Annotated in this window: 17 protein-coding genes; 6 read left to right on the top strand and 11 right to left on the bottom strand. The window is 48.7% G+C overall.

The window, feature by feature from the left end; genetic code table 11:
* The first annotated feature begins 21 nt into the window (after positions 1-21).
* Genes METH11B_RS0124590 through drmC form a run of 5 tightly spaced genes read left to right on the top strand, consistent with a single transcriptional unit; the run spans position 22 to position 6,880 of the window.
* On the top strand, positions 22-261 hold the full coding sequence (locus METH11B_RS0124590) for a hypothetical protein (protein WP_026604316.1): 240 nt from the start codon (positions 22-24) through the stop codon (positions 259-261).
* The gene (locus tag METH11B_RS0124585) at positions 249-662 is read left to right on the top strand and encodes a type II toxin-antitoxin system VapC family toxin (RefSeq protein WP_026604315.1); all 414 of its coding nucleotides are present in this window, start codon (positions 249-251) and stop codon (positions 660-662) included. The genes METH11B_RS0124590 and METH11B_RS0124585 overlap by 13 nt, the downstream gene beginning before the upstream one ends.
* Positions 663-673: 11 nt before the next feature.
* The gene (gene drmA, locus METH11B_RS0124580) at positions 674-4,198 is read left to right on the top strand and encodes a DISARM system helicase DrmA (protein WP_026604314.1); all 3,525 of its coding nucleotides are present in this window, start codon (positions 674-676) and stop codon (positions 4,196-4,198) included.
* A gap of 10 nt (positions 4,199-4,208) precedes the next feature.
* Complete coding sequence (drmB, locus tag METH11B_RS0124575; protein ID WP_026604313.1) at positions 4,209-6,047, top strand: DUF1998 domain-containing protein; 1,839 nt, start codon at positions 4,209-4,211, stop codon at positions 6,045-6,047.
* Entirely contained in the window at positions 6,044-6,880 is an 837-nt protein-coding gene (gene drmC, locus METH11B_RS28135; protein WP_026604312.1) for a DISARM system phospholipase D-like protein DrmC, read from the top strand. Before drmB ends, drmC begins: the two co-directional genes overlap by 4 nt.
* A gap of 274 nt (positions 6,881-7,154) precedes the next feature.
* Here the strand turns inward: drmC and METH11B_RS0124565 are convergent, their stop codons facing one another.
* From METH11B_RS0124565 to METH11B_RS0124545, 5 genes are all read right to left on the bottom strand, one after another.
* Positions 7,155-8,711, bottom strand: coding sequence for an SIR2 family protein (locus METH11B_RS0124565; RefSeq protein WP_026604311.1), 1,557 nt, complete (start codon positions 8,709-8,711; stop codon positions 7,155-7,157).
* 200 nt (positions 8,712-8,911) lie between these two features.
* Entirely contained in the window at positions 8,912-9,787 is an 876-nt protein-coding gene (locus METH11B_RS0124560; protein ID WP_026604310.1) for a hypothetical protein, read from the bottom strand.
* 55 nt (positions 9,788-9,842) lie between these two features.
* A complete protein-coding gene (locus METH11B_RS0124555) occupies positions 9,843-12,779 on the bottom strand; it encodes a UvrD-helicase domain-containing protein (RefSeq protein ID WP_026604309.1) in 2,937 nt (978 codons plus the stop codon).
* Between the two features lie 149 nt (positions 12,780-12,928).
* Entirely contained in the window at positions 12,929-13,249 is a 321-nt protein-coding gene (locus tag METH11B_RS0124550; RefSeq protein WP_026604308.1) for a hypothetical protein, read from the bottom strand.
* The gene (locus tag METH11B_RS0124545; RefSeq protein ID WP_197026996.1) at positions 13,233-14,279 is read right to left on the bottom strand and encodes an integrase domain-containing protein; all 1,047 of its coding nucleotides are present in this window, start codon (positions 14,277-14,279) and stop codon (positions 13,233-13,235) included. The genes METH11B_RS0124550 and METH11B_RS0124545 overlap by 17 nt, the downstream gene beginning before the upstream one ends.
* A gap of 1,671 nt (positions 14,280-15,950) precedes the next feature.
* Between METH11B_RS0124545 and METH11B_RS0124535 the strand changes: the two genes are divergently transcribed.
* A complete protein-coding gene (locus METH11B_RS0124535; RefSeq protein ID WP_026604306.1) occupies positions 15,951-17,066 on the top strand; it encodes a Fic family protein in 1,116 nt (371 codons plus the stop codon).
* 3 nt (positions 17,067-17,069) lie between these two features.
* On the opposite strand, the gene METH11B_RS0124530 is transcribed toward METH11B_RS0124535, so the two are convergent.
* The 6 genes from METH11B_RS0124530 to METH11B_RS0124505 all read right to left on the bottom strand — a co-directional run bounded on the left by METH11B_RS0124530 (position 17,070) and on the right by METH11B_RS0124505 (position 22,231).
* Complete coding sequence (locus METH11B_RS0124530) at positions 17,070-18,260, bottom strand: tyrosine-type recombinase/integrase (protein WP_026604305.1); 1,191 nt, start codon at positions 18,258-18,260, stop codon at positions 17,070-17,072.
* A 650-nt stretch (positions 18,261-18,910) separates the two neighbouring features.
* Positions 18,911-19,414, bottom strand: coding sequence for a DUF4410 domain-containing protein (locus METH11B_RS0124525; protein WP_081733876.1), 504 nt, complete (start codon positions 19,412-19,414; stop codon positions 18,911-18,913).
* A 185-nt stretch (positions 19,415-19,599) separates the two neighbouring features.
* Positions 19,600-20,343 (bottom strand): hypothetical protein, encoded by a 744-nt coding sequence (locus METH11B_RS0124520; RefSeq protein ID WP_026604303.1) that lies wholly within the window; start codon positions 20,341-20,343, stop codon positions 19,600-19,602.
* A gap of 185 nt (positions 20,344-20,528) precedes the next feature.
* On the bottom strand, positions 20,529-21,329 hold the full coding sequence (locus tag METH11B_RS0124515) for a 5'-nucleotidase (protein WP_026604302.1): 801 nt from the start codon (positions 21,327-21,329) through the stop codon (positions 20,529-20,531).
* Positions 21,316-21,483 carry a 5'-nucleotidase gene (locus tag METH11B_RS29615; protein ID WP_197026995.1) on the bottom strand — a complete coding sequence of 56 codons (168 nt, stop codon included), beginning with the start codon at positions 21,481-21,483 and terminating at the stop codon, positions 21,316-21,318. Before METH11B_RS29615 ends, METH11B_RS0124515 begins: the two co-directional genes overlap by 14 nt.
* Positions 21,484-21,541: 58 nt before the next feature.
* On the bottom strand, positions 21,542-22,231 hold the full coding sequence (locus tag METH11B_RS0124505) for a TSCPD domain-containing protein (protein WP_020481552.1): 690 nt from the start codon (positions 22,229-22,231) through the stop codon (positions 21,542-21,544).
* Positions 22,232-22,358: the final 127 nt, after the last annotated feature.

Raw genomic sequence — 22,358 nt, 5'->3', positions numbered from 1 at the left:
TCATTCAGAAGGAGAACCGCTATGACCGCCCAATATTACGAAGCCGTTGCCGAAATTCCGTTAGACCATTGTCTGCACTTGCAACTGCCGCCGGAAATACCCGCTGGCCCGGTGCGAATCGCGATTATTTATGATCGGGCTATCGATAGCGCCGGACAAGACATTAAAAACCTGCTGGCCGCGATGCCGGATGTCGGCGACGATGTTGATTTTTCTCGTTCTCGTGACATGGGCAGAGAGGTGCCGGAATGGGATTCCTGATCGACACCAACGTCTTGTCGGAATTGCGTAAGAAGGATCGCGCCAATACCGGTGTTAAACAGTGGTTTTCCAGTGTGGATGGCAAAAGCCTGTATTTGTCAGTATTGGTCATTGGCGAGGTGCGTAACGGAATTGAACGCCTGCGCCGTCGCGACCCCGCGTCCGCAGAAAATCAGGATCGCTGGTTATCCAAGGTAGAAAACGACATGGCAGGCCGCATTTTACCGGTGACCACTGCTATCGCCGACCGCTGGGGCCAACTGAATGCCCCTGATCCCTTGCCGGTCATTGATTCCTTGCTGGCTGCTACAGCATTGGAACACAACCTAACGCTGGTCACACGCAATGTCGATGATGTACAGCGCTCCGGCGTCAAATTGTTAAACCCATTTACGGATTGAATAGGCCAAGTATGACCGATGACAGCGCCGCTGTAACCGCCCTGGCAACCTTACCTAACACAACCCCCACGACGATTCGCGATGAACTCACGCAGATGGTCATTCGCGATCTTCTCGGCCCTGCCGGCGGTGTTGAGGAAGAGTTAAATCAATACGAAGACCATGCCTACCAACGTTATTTAGTTGGTATGTTGGCGCCGAAGGACAAGGAGGTTGCTGGCGGCGAATTGGACGAATTGGCAACGGGCGACGGTGACGAGGGCGAAGAAGGCAACGCCGATGCGGGCGTACCCGCGGGCAGCACGTATTTTCCGTCTTCAATGGGTGTAAGTTTTGTGGTGGCATCCGAAACGGCTGAAATTCTGGTTGCTGCCGAATGGGGGCAGTATCAACGGATCAAAAGCGATAATCAGCAGAACAAAGACGGCAATCCTGCCAATGTCTGGAAACGCAGGCCGGTGGTTGCGCCAGAATTACCGTTAGTGTTGAAGGAAGGCAATATTGCCCCACAAGCGCTTCATCCCGACCACCCCTTGGTGTTGCTACAAGGACGCATCCGTTCTACTGCTGACGGTTGGGTCGTTACGTTATTCATGATCAATCAACAGGAAGAACGTAAAGGCCGGAACGAACCAAAAGATGAGGTATGGGTATTTCAACCGAAGCTAAAAGTGTATGCCGCGAATAGCCAGCCGATTTTCGTACAACGCAAAAACGCCAAGCTTGATCTGTCGAAAATGGACCCGTTGACGCGAGAGGAATCCGAAACTTTGGAAATGCTCTACCGGCATCAACGAGAGTTTGCCGTTGGTCACGGCATTTCGGTACATGCCACGTTACCTGAGCTTTTGGCAGAGCGTGCCAGCCAGGTGGAAACCGAATGGGTGCCTTGTTTTGAAGTGCCACAACAAACGCCGCGTTCTGCCGCAGACGATGAAAATCTTGCCGGTTTGAGTATGGATATGAAGGCCTTGGCTGATTTACCCAAGGAAGGCTTGATTGCCAGCTTGCGCCATATTGAGACGGCCTATCGGGTGTGGATCAAGGCGGAAGCCAACAAGCTGACCTTGCCCTCTGAGAAACTAGCTGGCCATGAGGAAACGGCGCGTCGAGCCGTGGAGCGTTGTACACGGGCCTTGCAACGGATTAAGGCCGGTATCGATCTGATCGAAAACGATGCGCTGGCGGAGGAAGCGTTTCGATTTGCCAATCGGGCGATGTGGCAACAACGTATTCACACCACCTTTTCCCGAAAGGTGCGGAAAAAGGAAATCAAGCTGGAAGATGGCACTTCTTCGTTGGATATTGCCAAAAACCGCAGCTGGCGTTTGTTTCAGTTGGCATTCGTGTTACTCAATTTACCGAGTCTGACCGATTTACATCACCCTGATCGTAGTCATGAGACTGACGCAGTTGCAGACCTGCTGTGGTTTGCCACGGGTGGTGGTAAAACCGAAGCATATCTAGGCTTGACCGCCTATACCCTGGCATTAAGGCGATTACAAGGCGAAATTGAGGGGCGACGCGGCGACCATGGCGTGGCGGTTTTAATGCGCTATACCCTGCGCTTATTGACGTTACAGCAGTTTCAACGGGCGGCGGCGTTGATGTGCGCCTGTGAATCGATTCGTCGGGCCGATATTGGCAAATGGGGTGAAATACCCTTCCGTCTGGGGCTTTGGGTGGGTAACAAAACCACCCCAAACACCCTTGCCGCTGCAGCCAATTCTTTAAGGCAGCGCAATGTCGGTGGCAGACCGTCGGCTTCAGGTACGCCGCAACAAATCACGTCCTGTCCTTGGTGTGGTTGTGAAATCAAGGAAAAACATTTGCGGGTCTATGAAGCACCCAGCGACATTGGCCGCTGTGTCACCTATTGCGGTGACGATTTAGGAAGATGCGAGTTTTCCGAAGCCAAAGCGCCCAAGGAAGGTTTGCCGGTGATGGTGGTGGATGAAGAAATCTATCGCCGGCCACCCTCGCTATTGATTGCCACGGTCGACAAGTTTGCGCAAATGCCCTGGAAAGGCGAAACGCAAATGCTGTTTGGTAAGGTTACTGAGGTTTGCGATCGGCACGGGTTTTTGTCACCGGAAATCGATGATGGGCAATCCCATCCCTCCCGTAACGGTTTGCCGTCAGTCAAAAATCGGCCGCATGGGGCATTACGACCACCGGATTTGATCATTCAGGACGAATTACATTTGATCAGCGGACCATTGGGTTCAATGGTCGGGCTTTACGAATCAGCGGTTGATGAGCTGTGCTCTTGGCAAGTCGGCGGCAAGAAGGTACGGCCTAAGGTTGTGGCTTCGACGGCGACGATTCGTCGTGCGCCGGATCAGGTGCAAAAACTGTTTGTGCGTAAACTGGAAGTGTTTCCGCCGCAAGGTACCACTATTAGGGATAGCTTTTTCGCTATTCAAAGGCCAACGGGAGCAGAGTATCCTGGTCGGCGGTATTTAGGCATCAATGCCTTTGGTCGCCGTTATCCGGTGGCTATGATTCGTAGCTACGTGGCGCATATGGCTGCGGCGCAAGCGCTTTATGATAAATACGGTCGCTTGGCTGATCCTTGGATGACGTTGGCTGGATACTTCAATTCCATACGCGAATTGGCCGGTACGCGTCGACTGGTCGAAGATGATATTCGTGCTCGTCTCCGTGATGCCGATCAACGGGGATTGGCAAAGCGTCGGGTACGAATGGGCGCCGTTGAAGAGCTGACTTCGCGTAAATCTGGCTCGGACATTCCAAGAATATTGGACCGTTTGGAGGCTGTATTTGATAAGGAATTGGAAGCACAGCGTGCTGCTGAGCGTAAAGCTAATCAGCCTGTTAGTTCTTCAATGCCTTACGATGTAATTCTGGCAACCAACATGATTTCGGTCGGTGTCGATATTGACCGCTTAGGCCTCATGCTGGTCGCCGGTCAACCCAAAAACACTTCTGAATATATTCAGGCTACTAGCCGCGTGGGGCGTTCTTCGGACGGACCAGGCTTGGTCTGTACGGTATTCAACTGGGCGCGTCCACGCGATTTATCGCATTACGAACGTTTTGAACACTACCATGAAACTTTTTACAAGCATGTCGAAGCCTTGTCAGTAACGCCATTTTCCGCGAGGGCACTGGATCGTGGTTTGTCGGGTGTCATGGTCGGTTTGATGCGTTTGTGGGATGAGCATTTGAACGAAAATGCTGCGGCTGGTCTGGTAGCGGATACAGACGCATTTTGGAACATGATGGCTGATGTTTTAGCAAAGCGAGGCGTTAATGCCACTCATGATCCTGCTGTCGCCGAACGCATCAAGGATATGCTGGATAGGCGTCGGGATGAATGGTTGTGTCGGGTGCATAACCAAAAGGATCACCAGCTTTGTTACCGTTCCGAAGGAGGCGCCACTGTCGGCTTACTGGAGTTGACCGATGATAAAGAGTGGAAGCTATTTACCTGTCTGAGTTCGCTGCGTGACGTGGAAGGCACCGTCGATCTGGTGCTGGATCAGCGCACCACAGGTTTACACACGGATTAAGGAAACGACGATGAACGAACTTGGAGAACTGCGCCCCAGCCAGTTAATTTTTACCTTTGGCATTGGCTCATTAGTCGATTTGCCGAACATGTCGGCTCTGGTAATGGGACTGGACGACTGGGATACTCGGTATTGTAAGGAGATCGAGGAAGATCGCTTGATCGCCGCGGTACAAAAGCGCCTCGGTGCACAGATGAACAGGCTTTACATGCCACCAATAAAGTTGGATAGCATGGACCGTGATCCGACGGCGCCGGCCATCGGTGTGCCGGTGGTGCCATTTCCGCGCTGGATGCGCTGTTCGTTATGTGACACCTTGGCGACTGTCGAGTCCGGGGTTTTTAAATTGATTCAAGACCCTTATCGCCCGGATCGGACGGAATATGTCCATCAAGGTTGCTTGAAAAGTTTGGGTGGACGATCTCCATCGGCCTTGTCGGTACGTTTTTTATTGGCATGCCGCGAGGGCCATTTAACCGATTTTTCTTGGTCAAGTTTTGTGCACAAAGGCAATGTCCCTTGTCGGCCGGCGACATTGAGCATGCGGGAGTTCGGCGCCTCGGGTGACGCCTCTGACATTATTGTGAAGTGTCATAAGTGCGGTACAGAACGGCGTATGGCCGACGCATTTGATCCGGCGGCCGAATATGCATGCACGGGTCATCATCCACATTTGCGCCTGGTTGAAAATGACTGCAAAGAAAAAGCAAAACCCATTTTGCTTGGTGCGTCGAATAGCTGGTTTCCCATAGCTCTTTCTGCGTTATCTATACCTCGTGCCACTGACAAATTGGGGAAATTGGTTGAAGAACAGTGGGCCAAGCTGATGAACGCGAATTCGTTAGCGAAACTGGGCTTTTATCGAGAGGAGCAACAGACCTATCAATCGCTAATTCCCTTATTTGCGGAATTTTCTGACGAAGAAATCTGGGTAGCCATTGAGGAAAAACGCGCAGGACAACAGAGTGCCCTACCTGCCGAAGATTTGAAGCTGCCCGAATGGATGGCTTTCTCAAATCCGGAGTCATCCAAGGAAAATCGAGACTTCAAATTAAAGCGAGTATCACCGCCAAAAGGGTTTGAGGCGTTTCTCGAAGACACGGTCTTAGTGGAACGAATCCGTGAGGTGCGGACTTTGTTAGGATTTACCCGAATCGAATCTAACGCTGATTTTGCCGAAGCAACGATCATTCAAGATGGTCGTATGACCAAACTCTGTCGAGAAAATCCAAGCTGGTTGCCGGCAGCGGAAGTACGTGGCGAAGGCTTATTTTTGCGCATCCGAGAAGATGTTCTTGTGGCCTGGCAATCGAAAGATGAGGTCAAGCAACTTGAGCAAGAGTTTTTCGAGTCACATAAAGCATGGCGCCGACTGAGAAAACTTGAACCTGTGCAAGATGGCTTTCCAGGTATCCGACTGATTCTTTTGCACTCGTTATCCCATGCTTTGATGCGACAGATCGTTTTGGACTGCGGCTATACGGCTTCCAGTGTTCGTGAGCGATTGTATTCGCGCAACCCTGGAGAAGATGGCGGACCTATGACTGGCATATTGTTGTACACCGCGGCGCCGGATAGTGAAGGTACGCTGGGCGGTTTAGTCGAATTGGGTGATCCACTCACTTTAGGGCGGCACCTTCAACAAGCGCTAGAGAGTATGCGCTTATGTGCGTCTGATCCGTTGTGTTCGGAACATAGACCCGATACGCTGGGCCGAGGCATTCACGGTGCTTGCTGCCATGCTTGCCAATTTACCGCGGAAACGTCGTGCGAACGAGGCAATAGGTATCTGGATCGATCAGTACTTGTCGATACATTTTCCGCCCGCGGCACAGCGTTTTTTGAATGACCAACGTGCGTAAAGATTTATTTGTATTGATTGACAAGCTAGTCAAGAAAGCACCGGTTGATTGGATGAATGCCGTATGCGAAACACTTAGGTCGATTGATGCTGATGCGTCATCAGACAGGATTATCAAAAAACTACCGTCAACGAATAATACCGATCTTTCATTTCTGGTTGGTGAAACGGTGCGAATGGCTTCCAACACCATGTCTTGGGAGGCATTGAGTTGGGCTCTTGATTCGAGTTTTGAAGTTTATCAACAAACCTTAGCCTCTCAACGTATCGAATTACTTTGGTCAGGCCCAACGCCGGTTGCACAGATTCCTGCCCGCCGAATCGATCAGGCTCTTTACGATTTAATTGCTGCAGCCAAAAGTGAAATTTTGCTGGTTACATTTGCGGCGTCGAAGATTCAGCGGCTTGTAAGTGAATTGGTCAATGCTCGACAGCGTGGTGTAAAAATCCGGTTGATCCTTGAGTTCGAACAAAGCTCCGAGGGGCAATTAAGCTACGATGCGTTGAAAGCTTTTCCAGAAACCTTTGTACAGAATATTGAAGTTTATTGCTGGCCAGTAGAGAAACGCTATAGAAATCAAGCCGGACGTCCAGGAAAACTTCATGCGAAGTTAGCAATTGTTGACGATACGGTTTTGATTTCCAGTGCAAACCTGACGGATGATGCGTTTAATCGAAATTTGGAAGTTGGAGTGATGATCCAAAACAACGAGTTTCTTATAAATACGAAGAACTATATTGGGTCGCTGATTTCATGCGGAATTTTAAGCCGGCTAACAACTATGGTCCCGATAGTACTGGCGCCGAACCACACTGAATAACCTTCGTCAGTTAGCGCTGCAATCAAAGCGGTTTGCAGATAGTGGAAGAATTTATCGAGCGGTAAGCGCTATATGGCTTGGGTTGCGGCTAATTGATTGCAGTTGCTGGCGTCGGTTCTGATCACGCCAGGCGCCAAGTTATGGACGTTGGACAAACGGTTGGCGAGACAGGCAGGAGCACTTTGACATTAGTTATCAAACTTCGTCGACCGCGTATTGATTTACATTTGTTCCGTGCGGTTCATTACCTCACGCTACGAGATAATCAGGAACACTATTTTATGTACCAACCATAGACGTAGTAATCGTAAAGGCAAGCAACTTTTCGAAAATACGTGGCGTAGTTTGAGTTTGAAGTTTCAAGCTTATCGATGTTGTCAACAAGAAATTCTCTCACCGTTTTAGCATCAAATTTTTCTTTGGAAACAAATGAAAGAAAAATTGCCGCTTTCTCTGCTGGATTAGTTTCAATAATTTCTTGTGCTGTTTTCTGGCGCTCGGTTTTAACAAACTGCCGAGCATAAATAGTACTAGTAAATTCGGCAGGAGTCTTTTCTATATGTCTTGTAATATCAAGCTGTCTGTTTTCGCATTCTTCAAGCGAATTTATGCCTACATCTCTTAGATATTTATAAATGGGCAAATACTTGCAGTTTTTGGACAAAGTTGGAATTGTAGATTCCAAAATCTTTGAACCGTCTAGCTTACGATCCTCTTCTATAATTAGGTCTCTAAATAAATCGATTGCACTTAACCCTTGATAGCCAATTTCGGAAGTATTGCCACCGGCCACTCCAACACCCACAACGAACTCAACATCCTTTGAGTTCTCTATGTTATCAATATCGATAACTCGCATCTTTTTTTCCGGCACCGCAGACTGCACTAACTCATAAAGTTGTTCCTTGCAAAATCTCAAAATTCGAGCAGGGATCCTCCGCTTTGTTGCATCTAAAGCTTCGTAGACAGGCAAAAAGTCGTCTGATTTAACTATGGTGATAGGGAGTTGAGCGCCATCAATAGTTATCAATGTTTTGCTGTAACTAGGCTCAGCTTCATTTGATCTTTGTATAAAAACCAAGTTATCTCGAAGTTTATTTATATTTTCAGTTCCTAAACAAGAAACAATAGCTTTTAGTAATGCAGAAATATTTTTATCCGAAAGCGAATACCCAATAAATACAATTGGATGCTCAACAAAAAGTGTAATTATTTTTGCCGCCAGATAAGGGTTTTTGTCTTCAAATAAGTCATAATCTTCGCGAGTAAGTACCAATGAGGATGGCCGAGAGGCTGAGCCATGAATTTTGTATATTTCCGCAATTGATTGTGGATGGGAAAACAATAGCTCACTTTGACCCACATATACGCGATAATCTGGAAATAACTTTTCCAGGAATAGATCCCAATTCGTGGTTATTATTCCATCTACATTGAGCTTAGATAATGCGGCAACTTCCTCTGGATAAGCGGTTTCCGTAAAGCCTACATCCGCAATTACATTTAAATGGTTGCAAATTTCGATTCGCAAAGCGGACGTCTTATCGCGTAACTTGCTTTTGTTCTTCTCTCGGCTAATTTTAAATTTTTCATCCTGCCACCATTTATCGTGAAAATCCTCTGCAATCAAAGATGCAACTTTAGGTAAATCCCCATTTGCCGTTGCAAGATAGTATTCATATGGTTTCAGACCTTCTGTGAATAATTTTAGGAGAGAACTCCAGTCTTCCAAATTGAGATAGCGTCTAGAAAAGCCTGAGCCAATAAATAGAAATGGCGCAGACCCAGCTTGTTCAAAATGAGCGATCAATCTATTTTTTAGCTCGTCCAAAATTATTCCTCTTTGTAAGTTTTTTAGGTATAGGCTTTACAGCCTTTAAAAAATAGCAGGACACAGTTATTATTTATACTAGTTCGCACGATTAAACAGTATAAATAATGCACAAACAGATAATCAATTAATATAACGCCTCTAGTATAATAACTTACAAAAATGTGATTAGTTATTTTTACGGTAACAGAGAATTAAAATCAATACGCTTGCACCCCAAACTTCAGCAACAACCTCGGCAAAATATCGTCCAGATTCAGCACGTCCTTGTCGGTCAATTCAATCAGATTGAAATTATATTTCTGGTAAATGGCGAGTTTTTCCTGTTTTCGGGCTTGGTATTTGGCGTCGTTTTCGTAGCCCCAGAATTCGATATACACCTTGCCGGTGGGGATGTAAAAGTCGCAGTACATTTCTTCCTCAATCGGCAGTTTGCGCTCGTAGGCGTGAACGATTTCCGCCATGTACAGCCAGTTGTCGATCAGCATTTCCGCCTTAGAGCGGACGAAATGACCATCGGTGGTTCGGTGGGTGGCTTCGAATTTGTGACGGAAGCTGTCCATCTTGTCGGTATCGGTCTTGGGCTTATCGACGCCCTTGATGTTATCGACGTTGTCTTTCAATGCCCGATTGCGGGTGATTTTTTCCGGCCAGCGCACGTAAGGAATGCCGGAACGGCTGTCTTCGCCTTGCTCGGCACCCATCGCCAATCCCTGCTCGGTGACCAACCAGCCTTTCAAGCCCTTTTTGATCCAGCCGAGTTCTGAAAGGATATAGTTCATTTTGTTGGCGGACAGCTCAAAGTGTTGCCCCAACACGGTGGCGGTCAGCAACTTAGCTGCTTCCGGTTTGGCAGTCGCGGTTGGCACTTGAAAATCCTCGGGCCAGGCGACGTATTGGCCGTATTTACCGGTTAGATAGACACCGCCGGCGGCACTGGCTGCGTCAGTTAACTGCCATTTGTCTTCTTGTTTTTCGATTAGGCCCAGCGCAGTCAACTGCCCAAACATTTGCTCTTGGGACACCCCGCGCAATTTGGCCAGTTGGGTGGTGGATAGGCGTTTCTCGTCACTCATCTCTGTATTTCTCTAGTTAGATCAGACCAAGTTTAGACCATGCCCGTAGCCGCTATTAAGCGGCGTTGACGGTTGATTTGACCTTTGCCGCCTGCAAATCGATAAATTGCTCGGTATGCGAACAGGAAAACGCCGCGTTTTTACGGTAATGCGAGCAGCCCCAGAATTGGCCATGTGGGCCTTTGCGCAGTACCATGGCACCTTGGCAACGTGGGCAAACGGGTTCTACGAAGTCGCAACGGCGATTTTCACAAACACGAAAACGGCCTTGGGTTTTCAAGCCACCGCCACACCATTGGCAAGCCCGTTGTGTGTGATTGCAGAGTGGATATTGGTTGCAGCCGAAGAAACTGCCGTACTGGCTGTCTCGTGGCACCATCCAGCCAGTTTTGCACGCTGGACAGGGAATGTCGGCAATTTGCTCTTGAAAACCGGGTCCGCTAAATTCGTCGACTGTAACGGCATAGTCACCGTCGATTAATTCTCTGACGAATGGCGACGGGTTAAGGCCGTTCGTGACCAAATACACGTGATGCCGAGCCCGCGTCAGTGCCACGTAAAACAGGCGCCGTTCTTCGGCATGCGCGAAGGCCTCGGCCTGAGGCAGCAATAGCTCTAGCAAGGGATGGGTAGCTTTTTCCGATGGAAAGCCGTGTTCGCCCTTTTCCAAGCCAAACACGATGACGTAATCGGCTTCTTTGCCCTTGGAGGCATGTACCGTCATGAATTGCAGTGACAGCTGCGGATAGCACCGCTTTAAAGCGGCGACATCGGGCCGTTTAAAGTTGAAACGCGCTAACAGCAGAACACTCGCGGATGGCTTGGCCTTACCAGCGATGACGTCGAGTGCCGCCTGTATGCCGGTTAAATCCTGATCGGTTTTGATTAGCGACACAGCAGCCTGCTCGACAAGTCGCAGGCTACGAATCTGTTTGTTGATCTGGCTGGGGTTTTGGATGACGAAGCGCGACGCCACTTCACCGATTTTGTTATTGAAGCGAAAGGTTTGATCCAGCACGCTGGTCGCCGTATCGCCAAAGTGGGTTTGAAACTCCTTGGTCAGCGCAACGTCGCTGCCGGTAAAACGGTAGATGGATTGCCAATCATCGCCCACGCTGAACAGGCTGGCTTCCGGTTGCTGGGACATCAAGGCTTTCAGTAAGCGCGCCCGGCTAGCCGAAATATCCTGAAACTCGTCCACCAATAAGTATTGGTACGGAGACTGAAAGCGTCCGGATTCGACGTATTCAATGGCTCTGCCAATCATATCGTCAAAGTCGATGGTGGCGTTGTCGCGCAACTGTTGTTGGTAGGCTTGGTAGATCGGTTCGAATAAATATGCGGCAGCGCGCATGCGTTCCTGGTCTTCATGCTTGTCAGCCTTTTCGACCAGTTGTTTGATGCTGAGGTAAGCGGCTTTGAACAAACTGAGGATTTGGGCCATCAGTTTGCTAAATTCCGATACTTGGCCTAGCTGATTGAGTTGGTTCAATAATTCATTTTGCGGCAAAGGCTGGAACTGAACACCAGCAGCCCGTAATTTTTCACTGAGAACCTCGGTCAATCGTCCTTGTTGTTTCTGGTAGCTGTAAGTTTCGATCAACGGGGTTTGATATTTCGCATGTAACGCCCGCTTCCAGGTCATGCCGGCCAAGTAGTTTTCTTGATTGATAAACGGCGGCGTTTGATTCAGCTCGTTGACCGCAAAGTGTTCGATGTAAATGCCGTAAGCCGGCAGGAAGAAATCCGGTTGGTAGACGCGATAGTCCGGGCCCGAGGTATTGACCTGATAATTGGCTTCGTATTGGTAGACAATGCCTTGTCGATACAAGAAATTGGCAATCTCGCACTCCTCGTAGCTTTTGACGAGCTCGCCCTGTAGCGTACGCATATCGTTTTCACGGATGTACGCGTTGTAGTCACCCAAAGTCTTGAAATTGAATTGGCTTTTGTAGGGATAGGCAAAGCGCAAAAAATAGGTCAGCAGCCGCGAGCGATAACGTTCATCCTCCAGCAAACTTTGAATTTGACTATCGACAAACGCGGCTCGCAAGGTGTCGTCTTCGGCCATTTTGTCGATGGCCGGCATGGCACCTTCAACCTGGCTAATGATGTCTAAACCCAGGGCATGAAAGGTTTTCACCGTCAGGTTTTGAATCCCTAGTTTGGACTGGATGCGCTCTTCCATTTCGTGCGCCGCTTTGCGGGCATACGCCAGCATCAATATCTGTTCGGGTTTTGCCAGGCCTGCGTAAATCAGATAACCCGCGCGACCGATCATGGTGCTAGTCTTACCGGTACCCGCGCCGGCCAGCACCAAGTTATGCTGCTCGTCGATGATGCAAGCGCTACGTTGCGCTTCGGTCAGTGGATTGGTTTCGACCTGATCAAAAAAGGCTTTGAATTGCTGGGCTTGTCGATCGATAAACGCTTGGTTCAATCTGGCGATTTGTTCGTGCGTGTTGTCTAGCAATGGCCGGACATACTGATAGTCCGGGTGCAGTTCATTTGGCAAATGCTGTAAACAATCCGGACGATGGAATCCTGTCGCTAACGCCGCATGGCGATTAAACCAATAATCCGCCACGGCGCGACGAATATAACGTTGGCCGGAAAATACCAGTTTGGCTTCTTGGGCTGCTTGTATCAAAGCGGGTGCAAGCTGCTGATAGAAACGCTGGATGTGCTGAATAACGTGGCGTTTTAACGCTACTTGCAACAACGCCGACTGCTTTTTGTCGACGCCGCCAAATCGTAAGGTTTGGCCATCCAGCTGAGAGATCAGCAAAGTATCCCAAAACCAACCATTTTCGATGCCAATACCAGGCTTAAGACTCAATAGCTGGAGCTTGTGTTGCTTTTGGTACTCATCGATTAACACCAGTATTTTTTGCTCGAGGGCAACGCTGTGAAAGCGGCGATCTTTAGCAAACCACTTGGCCCAAGGACTGAGTTGATAACGTGGTAACGGGTTAGGCGTTGGTGTCTGCATATATCCTTACTAAATCAAAATCCTAATGTCGAATCAGGACTACCAAGTAAATCGAGTGGCCAAAACAACGAAATTAACATTTTTAGGCCGGAGCAAGCAAAGTAAAAGCCGTCGCGAACGGATTTTGCCGGACTTTGTTGATAGCGGTTTTAGTCATCTGTGCCGTCTGAAATTGTTTTGAGAATACACAACGGCTTGGGCGGCTGCCCTGGTTTGTCCGTCCATTCCCAAATTACGCATAACGCCAACCAATAGGCATGCGCGGTTTTCGGCGCCAGGTCGCGATGGGCTTTCCAGAAGGCAATCACATGACGTTTGCCGATTTCGTGCAGGTTGTGCGGTCGCTCGGTCTGCTCGATGAATTCGACTAACTTGATCATCCGGCCGACCTGCAAGCGGCGATGGGCTTTGGCGCCTTGGCGGACATAATGGTGGGCCAGCGCCTGGATCTGTTTAACCAATATAGACACGCACCACCTCCAGACGCTCATGGCCTAGTTCCTGAGACAGGATGCTGCGGGCGCGTTGATCCAGTTTTTCGGCGGTGGCTTCGTCAATGTGCAACTGCATTGCCATATAGGCATGCCAGGCCGATTTTGCAATGCCAGCCTTAATCGGCGCCGGCACGCCGGTTAATACCTGGTAACGCTGCTGGGCATAATGGTGGCGCTGGCCGTGAAACTGGAATGGCTGCTGTTGTGCCTGGCGATAGCAGTGGTCGCGAAAGTCGACATAGCGCAGATTGGCGGGAATCATTGACGCCCCATCCTGCAGGCTGGCGGCTATTTCCAGTGCCGCCATGGCTTCCGTTGATACCGGCACCTGGCGCCGTTTACCGCCTTTGGTGCCGCTGAAGACTGTTATGCGATTTTCCCGTTGTGCCTGACGAAAAGCTTTTTGTGCATCCAGCAAGGCCGATTCCTTGAAACGCAGCCCCAATGTCCGTTGCAGATTGAGCAAGGCGACAATGCGTTCGTCGTCGACGCTGACTTGCAACTGGTCGTGCTGCGACTGCGGCATGGCTTTGCTGGTTTCCGAGATGTAGCACCGTTTGGGGATGCCGCAATCCCGGGTCGGACTGACCGTTTGCCATTGGCCTTGCGTTGCCGACGTCATGATGCTGTTGACCGCCGAAACATACAGTTGCGCGGTCGAGGCTTTCAATTCATCACGTTCCACCCGTGCTTTCAATGCCTGGCCATAAGCCATCACGTGTTCGCGGTTAATGTCTTCCATGCGTTTAATGCCATTGGTTTGTTCCAGCCATTTGGCAAACACCGACCAGCGCTCGGCGAGCGTGCCGCGCGTAGCGAAGGCCTTGCCGGATTGATGGGCGCAGGTTTTGCCGGCTCGGTTCAGGTTGCGACTGCCCAAGCCGAGATTACGGCCGCGCTTTCGACCCGGCGGCAACGACCCTGGCGCTCGGTCATCGGGAGGACTGACACACGCGCATGGGTCAGTCTGGTTTAGTTGGTATTGGTCAGGTCGATCGATTGACATGGTTAACCTCCGATAAAAGTGGACAACTGACTCCCTTGTCCAAAGCGGACTGGCACTGATTTCATGGACAATGCCATGCGTATCAGCAGTCGGCTTTGAGCAAGGGAGCCGGGGCGGCCTTGGTAAAACAGGTTTTTCTTTCGTCATGAGCGGGGGACCCCGGCTCCAACCCCACTTCGGTATACAAGGCCAAACTCATGACGATGAGTGTTGACGCACGGGTTGCCTACCCGGCGGAGGTGTATACCCAGTGTGAGGTGCGCGGCTTATGACTCGCTGCGCGGGCGAGTAATTTTTGTCGGTCGGTGACGAACTCGGGGTGCTGGCCAGACGCATTCAGCGTCCAATTGCGACGCTAAACTCGGCCCCTTACACGTTCGAGACAGACTGACCCGGCAAAACCCGCGACTATTACGCAGGTATCCGGTTGATTTACTTGATGGAAATGCTTAAATCCCGTTCTGTTTCTGTATTTTAGAAACGGCGAAACAGCAGGATTGGGCTTTTACCGGAGAGCGTTTTTTTGAACGTCCGGGTATGACATGGAAGGGAATCCGGATCGAATCCACATGACTGAGCCAACTGCTTCGCCGGCAAAAGCGTCCGCCGGTGGCACAGGTCGATCAGAAAACGGGAGGTCGGGATTCTTTAGAGAGGTTCAACCGCCTTACTCTGGCGGGCAGGCAGTCGCCTGTCGCCGATCCAGGGGGGGACGATTGATATAAAACCCTAGCTATAAGATTGCCACCACTGAAGTCGTCAAAAGACCTTTCAGTATCCATTTTGCGGAACCGGGGTTCCTGACAAAATTTCTGCGCGCCTGCACACGCGCAACGGCAACACCACCTTTCGAAACTCTACTCGCGCGGTCTAATGGTTTGCGCCATCAAAGGCGCTTTTGATTACTCAGCGATCGGCAGACGATCGTTGATGGATTTTTAAATTGCTTCACTATCGACAGCGACCGTGCCTTTCATCAAGGCGCATTTTCCCTGCCGACCCAAATAGAGCGTTTTCAACGCCCCATCTGCACCAAAAATAAATTTAAGCGTGGACGCATTGCCCTAAGGCCCAACGGACACAGTACATCCAGCGGCGTTCCTCTGCCATCCCACTAGGGACTCTATAGCTGGTACGTCTTCGCTTTTTATACTGCCGAAGCGCAGTCTATGAAAATTTCGTCCCGAAAAGTTCTACGTGCGAGGTTATTTTGGAGTTGGAATTGAGCCGCTGTCAAATGATTTTTTCATTTTATTTCAATTGGTTAATCTACAAATACAGACTGGACGTCGATGGATTTTACTGGACAATTCAGCTGTAAGGACAAGGATGATTTTCGGGTGATTCGCCCGTGAAAATTGAGGCGGCGCCAAGATCGGTTAATTCGATTTTGAAGAAAACACAGACTTTGTCAACCTGGATAAGGTTTATAGAAATCTCCACAAGTAATACCGGTATTACTTGGTATTAAAGAGACATATCCTCTGTAGCCCACGCCAGATAAGGCGGTAATACCGGTAATACCAGTAATCTCACTTCACTATAAGTTCAACAGTTATTGCGCTCGGGTTTGCCCAGAGAGGCACTACAGTCTATCGTGATGTTTAAACAGGTCTTTTATAGATCATAAAATGCTATATTAGTGATCGATAAAATCATTTTGTATTAATCATGCTCTGGAATTGGCAACTGACGGATTGGCCGCACTTCACCTATAACGCGTCACAGCTGGACGATTTTGAAAAGCGCTTATTGCTTGGCGCTGGCGTGTCATTCGGCGCGGTTAAGCATTTATCCGAAGACGACAGACGGCAGCTGACTATCGAGCTGATCAGCAATGAAGCGCTAAAAACGTCAGCCATTGAAGGCGAATACCTCAACCGGGACAGCCTGCAGTCATCAATTTGCCGCCAATTCGGTTTAATCACCGATCATCGAAAAGTCCCGCCGGCCGAGCAAGGCATCGCAGAGGTTATGGTCGATCTGTACCAGCACTTCGCAACGCCTATGACTCACGAGCAACTATATCAATGGCATTCCTGGATTACCGCCGGTCGCAATGATCTACAGGATGTCGGATGTTATCGAAGCCACGAAGACCCGATGCAAATAGTCTCCGGTCCCATTTACGCGCCCAAAGTGCATTTCGAAGCGCCACCGTCCTGCCAGATGACGCGGGAGATGGATCAGTTCATTGACTGGTTCAATCGCACGTCACCTGAGGGAAACACGCCTTTGCCTGCATTACAACGCGCTGGGATTGCCCATCTTTATTTCGTTAGCATCCACCCGTTCGAGGACGGCAACGGTCGCATCGGTCGGGCGATTGCCGAAAAGGCATTGGCTCAATGCCTGGGACAACCAACATTAATCGCGCTGGCGTTTACCATCGAACGCCACCGCAATGCGTACTACACTGCCTTGGAAATGGCCAACAAGCAGATCGACGTGACTGATTGGCTGGTGTATTTCGCCGAATTGGTGACGGCCGCTCAGGATTACACTCACCAATGGATCGATTTTTTAATTCAAAAAACCAAGCTCTACGACCGCGTACGCGGACAACTGAATCTGCGTCAGGAAAAAGCCTTGGCCAGAATATTTCGGGAAGGTCCAGATGGCTTCACTGGCGGACTCAGCGCGGACAAATATCGAAGCATCACAGGGGCACCATCGGCAACGGCCACTCGCGATCTGCAGGATCTGGTCTCCAATGGAGCATTGATTCGAACGGGCGAACGGAAACATACGCGCTACTATTTGAATTTAACCGGATCACTACCTTGAAGTCTAAATACCCTGCTCGCAATATCTGGCCCAGTCGGCCATAAGCAGTGATCGCTTTTCCATCAAATCCCCTCGGCGATACGCTGCCTCCGCCTGATTTTTAATCGTGTGAGCTAATGCCATTTCAACTACTTCATTGGGATAATGGGTTGTTTCAGCGGCCCAATCCCTAAAACTAGATCGAAATCCATGAACCGTCAGTTCCGGGAGGCCCATGCGTTTTAATAGTTGCAGCATGGCCATATTCGACAAACCTCTTTTTAATCCGGGGAACACAAATTCATTCGTTTTGAGTAGACTCATCTCCTGAACGATAGCTATTGCGCGAGGTGGCAAGGGTACTCGATGAGGTTTTTTGGCTTTCATCCGTTCAACGGGAATTATCCATGTCTGACTGATCACATCTATTTCATCCCAAGTTGCGCCGATGGATTCATTAGTTCGGGCGGCGGTAAGGATCGTAAATTCCAGACATCGCGCGGCTATGCCTTGTTGATTTCTTAGTTTTACAATAAATCCCGATATATCCGTGTAAGGCAATGCGACGTGATGTTCGACATTTTGAACTTTGGATGGTTTAGGTAATATCTTGTCGAGATGACCACGCCATCGAGCTGGATTTTCGCCTTCACGATATTTGCTAACAGTCGCCCAATCCAGCACCGTCTCGATACGACCTCGTAATCTACTGGCCGTTTCATTTTTGGACGTCCAGATTCCTTCAAGACATTTAACAACCAATGCCGTATCGACTTCCATGACCGGGAGTTTGCCAATGGTTGGATATGCGTACTGTTCTAGGGTATTGGACCATTGCTGAGCATGCTTAGGATTTTTCCAGCCATGGCGATTAATCCCAATGTAAGCGGCTGCACATTCTGCAAACGTCATAGATTTGGCGACGGACAAATGAAGCTCGCGTTCAATTTTCCGTTTTTCCGCCAAGGGATTCAGACCTTGCTTGAGCAGCTTTCGATATTCAGATGCTTGCTCCCTGGCTGCTTCCAGCGAAATATCGCCAAAACTACCCAGACCTATCTCGGTAGCCTTTTTATTCCTGACAAATTTGAAAATCCAGCTTTTTGAAAGTGTCGGACTAACCTGTAGGTAAAGACCACCACCATCACTGTGATATCCGGGAGTTTTGATAGTCACAACCCTGCGTGCGTTCAGCTTATTCAATGTCCGGCTCATAATTCCTACCCTACTTCCTACCCTACTTTCGGCATCGGATTGGAGTATATTTTATCGAACCAAGCTGGACAATAAATTTGTAACTTATCGTTTTTTAACAAGAATTTAGGACAACAAAAAACGATATCGGACTTCTGTTAGGCGGACTAGCTCTCCGCCATATTTCTAAAAAGGCCTTGTTTAACAAGGCCTTTTTTGTTTACAAGACTCAAACAAGCAATATTTGCTACAAAACGATGCTAGGAAGAATAGTATCTGGATTGCGATCCGAACCCTGTATACACTTCCAGCTGACGCGAAGGCAATCCCCATTAAGCCGAAGGGATATAAAAATATCAGGGAGGCACCCACCATGCTTTCGAACATACCCTCGCAAATCTCGAAGGTGCATTCAACAACCTTGACCGCACCTCCAAGACATTTATCTATGCCCTCCCAGCCGGCAGCCACACCTTCCGAATATTTTTATATACATCCGGGAAGTTTTTATACCTATGTCGATGCATTAATTTTCACTGAAAACAACACCAATATCAGGCCTAATATCTTTAAATATTTGTTCATATATTGCACCCCACACTGATTATAAATACACAGTTATCAACGCTTTCCCATTAAGAACACTCAAATATTTTTTAAGTCCATGATGTTTATTTCTGGTTTATTGCCTGTTCAACAATATGCTTTGAAGCTTCTTCCAATAAAATCTGGGTTGACGTTTCTTCGCCGCCAAAATTGCGGAAAGTTTCGTACTTTGTTCCGGGCGCGATTTCCAATCCGGTAAAACGTTCGGCGCCATCGTAATCAACCAACACTTTACCGCTTTTTGTATATTTAGCGTTGTAAACCAACGAGCCTCGGCCGGCGCCAAAGCCCACCGTCAAACGTAATGCCGCATTACCCGGATCAAAGTCTGAAATTGCCACCTCCAAGTGCGTTGCATTGTCTTCGGTGACTAGATTAAACCCTTCGGTTAAAAGGGCGGCCTGAATATACCGGGTAAGTTTATCGACAATATCCGCATTTGCGCCCGTGACTTTTACCGTAATATCTTTCCCATAACTGGACACATTTTCAGAAGAACCCGTATTGAGATGATGCGTTGAACACCCGGTTAAAAGCCATGCCGATAGAATCAAAGAAAATATTTTCACCGTTACCTCTTTTTCTGGTTACCCTGCAAGGCGTGGTAACTCTGCTTTAGCCGCACTGCGGCGATTAGGCCCGCGGCGCGGGCAGTAAAGGCAGTAAATCCAACCTTAAAACAAGCCTCGCATTAGTGAATCACCGTTTGTACAAACAGGCAATTCTGCGGGCACAAAAACCCTGCCGGCCTGATTTATATAGTCTGCCAATAAAGCCCGACGATACCGATTATCTGATCACCGCTATTGAGGTTGGGAAATTGCGCACCGAGTACTAAACGCCAGTTACCGACCAACGGGTAAATCAGCTTGACGGTTTTACTACCGACGGCGTTGTTTCCAGACCAATAATCGCCGTTCAGCCTTAGCCCATCCCACAACGGAATTTCAGCGCTGAGGTGCATACCAACACTGTCGTGGTTGGCTATACCGGCGTTGGCATAGTAAACGCCGGTATCGATATCCACATCCCAATCCGGCAGATGGCGTTGATATTCCAGATAAGACAGGCTCATAAAAACGTTATTGGGTTGGACGATGCCAATACCGCTTTGCGTGCCGACAATGATTTGCAGGTTTTCCGTGGTCCAGTGTTTTTCCACGTTAAACAAAATATCCGGCTGGAACGGCGCCGCCGGCGATGTAGTCGACGCAAACTGCGCGTTCAGAACACTCAAACCCACGTCCCAACCGGCCGCCAAACCAAAGTTCGCCGATAAATTAGCCACCGCCGCGTTGAAAAATATATTAGTCTCTTGTTCCACATCAATGGCTGCCGGCTCGGTGGTATCGATGTCGGGTAAATTACGCGTGGCCCTTTTTCCCGACGCGGCAGACTTTTCCTTCGCTGCCACATCGACAACACCCAACACCGCCCACGCCAGCCACACCAATGCCAAGGCCGTTGATATATTGAAATATCTTGTCGTCTGATTCATTGATTGATTGTAAGCGCTCAGCTGAAATGTGCTGAATGCCAATGTTTTCTTTTGACGACGCGAAAGGCTGCTGGCTCGCGAACCGGCATTAAATCAGGATTCGCAACAGAAAATCATTGTTGATGCAAACCGGCGGTCCCGGGCGGGCACAAGAACCGTGCCCACCCTAACCGGCTACCTCCATGCTATTGGTTAAGTGGAGAATCACTGCTATAAGGAACCTTACCGGCTGGAATATAGTTTGATGCAGGCTCCAAATGAAGGTCCTGATCATCAAAGAAAATGTGCGGTTTAAATGCTCGCAATACTTTGGCTTTCTCAAGACCACCAAGAAAAAATACCTCATCTACATATACCCCCCAATGCCTTAATGTTTTAATTACTCGCATTTCAGCTGGTGCATTTCGAGCTGTAACTATTGCAATCCTAACTGGCGAGTATTCGACGCTAAAAGGAAGTCGCTCTTGCAGTCGAGATAACTTCTTCAATAACGATGTATAGGGGCCTTCTTGCATTGGAATATCTTTTTTTGAGTCTTCATTCTTATGAAATCCTCCAAGACCATCGGCTTTATAAACAATTTCACTACTATCGTCAAAAAGAACGGCATCTCCATCAAATGCAATTCGTACTTGGCCTTCAGGTATTTTTTCAATATCTTTAGGAGGTTCTTTCAAAATAGCCGCTGCACAACTTCTTGCATCAATTACTCTCTGAGCATCTTTCGCATGAGTAGTAAGAAACAAATCAACATCGTATGCGTCAAGATAATCAACGACTGATTCCCCTCCTGTAAATGCATGACGCGAAATTGGCAACTGAAGTCTTCGAATATTGTTAAATACTCTTACCCCTGTTTCTGGGCTATTGCGTGACATAACAACAACTTCAACAAGAGGACTTGTATCACCTTCATTTTTGAATTTGTTTAACTCCAGTAGTGCTTTAACCAATGGCATTGCTGTTCCATCTTCAAGATGGGTCATTCTCTTTCTGAAGCATGTAGTTACGATACTCGGAGATTGCTGTATCTTTATCCTCATCAAACTTTGCTCTAAATACTTTATCAGCGTCACTTAAGTCAAACAACGCTGTTGCAGTTATTCCAACGACCAGAGTATCCGATAAATCCAATGCCATATTCAATAATTCCAAGTTTTACAAAGTAAAATAAATTCTTACGCATAAGAATTAAATATCACCCACACTTACTCTCCCCACAATTCAAACAAGTCATACACCCATCCATCAACACCATCGCCTTGGTGCTGCACTTATTGCACAACACAGCTTTCTCCGGAAACGCCTGCCCCTCCGACGCCCCATGCTGAGCTTCAAACTCCCGGCGCTTTTCATCCAGTAATTGCTGGTGATGATCGCTGAGTTTGTCCGGCTTGATCATGCCGATGTGTTTCATGTGCGATTCGATGGCGTGGCCGATCTCGGCGACCAGAGACGGCATAAAGACACCGCCTTTTTTGAAATAGCCGCCCTGTGGGTCAAATACCGCCTTCATTTCTTCCACCAAAAAGGTGGCGTCGCCGCCTTTACGAAACACTGCCGAAATCAAGCGGGTCAGCGCCAGTACCCATTGAAAATGCTCCATGTTTTTGGAGTTGATGAAGATTTCGTAAGGCCGGCGCTCCTGATGAACCGTGCCCTCATTCAGGATGATGTCGTTGATGGTGATGTACAGGGCGTGCTCAGACTGCGGGGTTTTGATCTTATAGGTGGAACCCAGCAGCATCTCCGGGCGCGCCAGATTTTCGTGCATTTCTTCCAGCGAAGGTTTTGCCACTTCGGCTTCCGCCTGCGCAGCTGCTTCCAGATTTTCTTTGGTCAGCACTTTGTAGCCGACGATTTTTTTGTTGATTTTGTGTAGGGTCATGGGGGTATCTCATATTCTGTGTAGGTTGGGTTCACCCAAAGGGTGTAAAAGGCGCCAGCCGTAACCCAACACTCATCAAGGCCAAATGTTGGGTTACGCTAGGCTTTTATGCCCTGCGGGTAAACCC

This window comes from Methylomonas sp. 11b (assembly GCF_000515215.1).
Taxonomy (GTDB): Bacteria; Pseudomonadota; Gammaproteobacteria; order Methylococcales; family Methylomonadaceae; genus Methylomonas.
The sequence above is the reverse complement of the archived record's forward strand: the minus strand, read 5'-3'. Positions and strand labels throughout refer to the sequence as shown.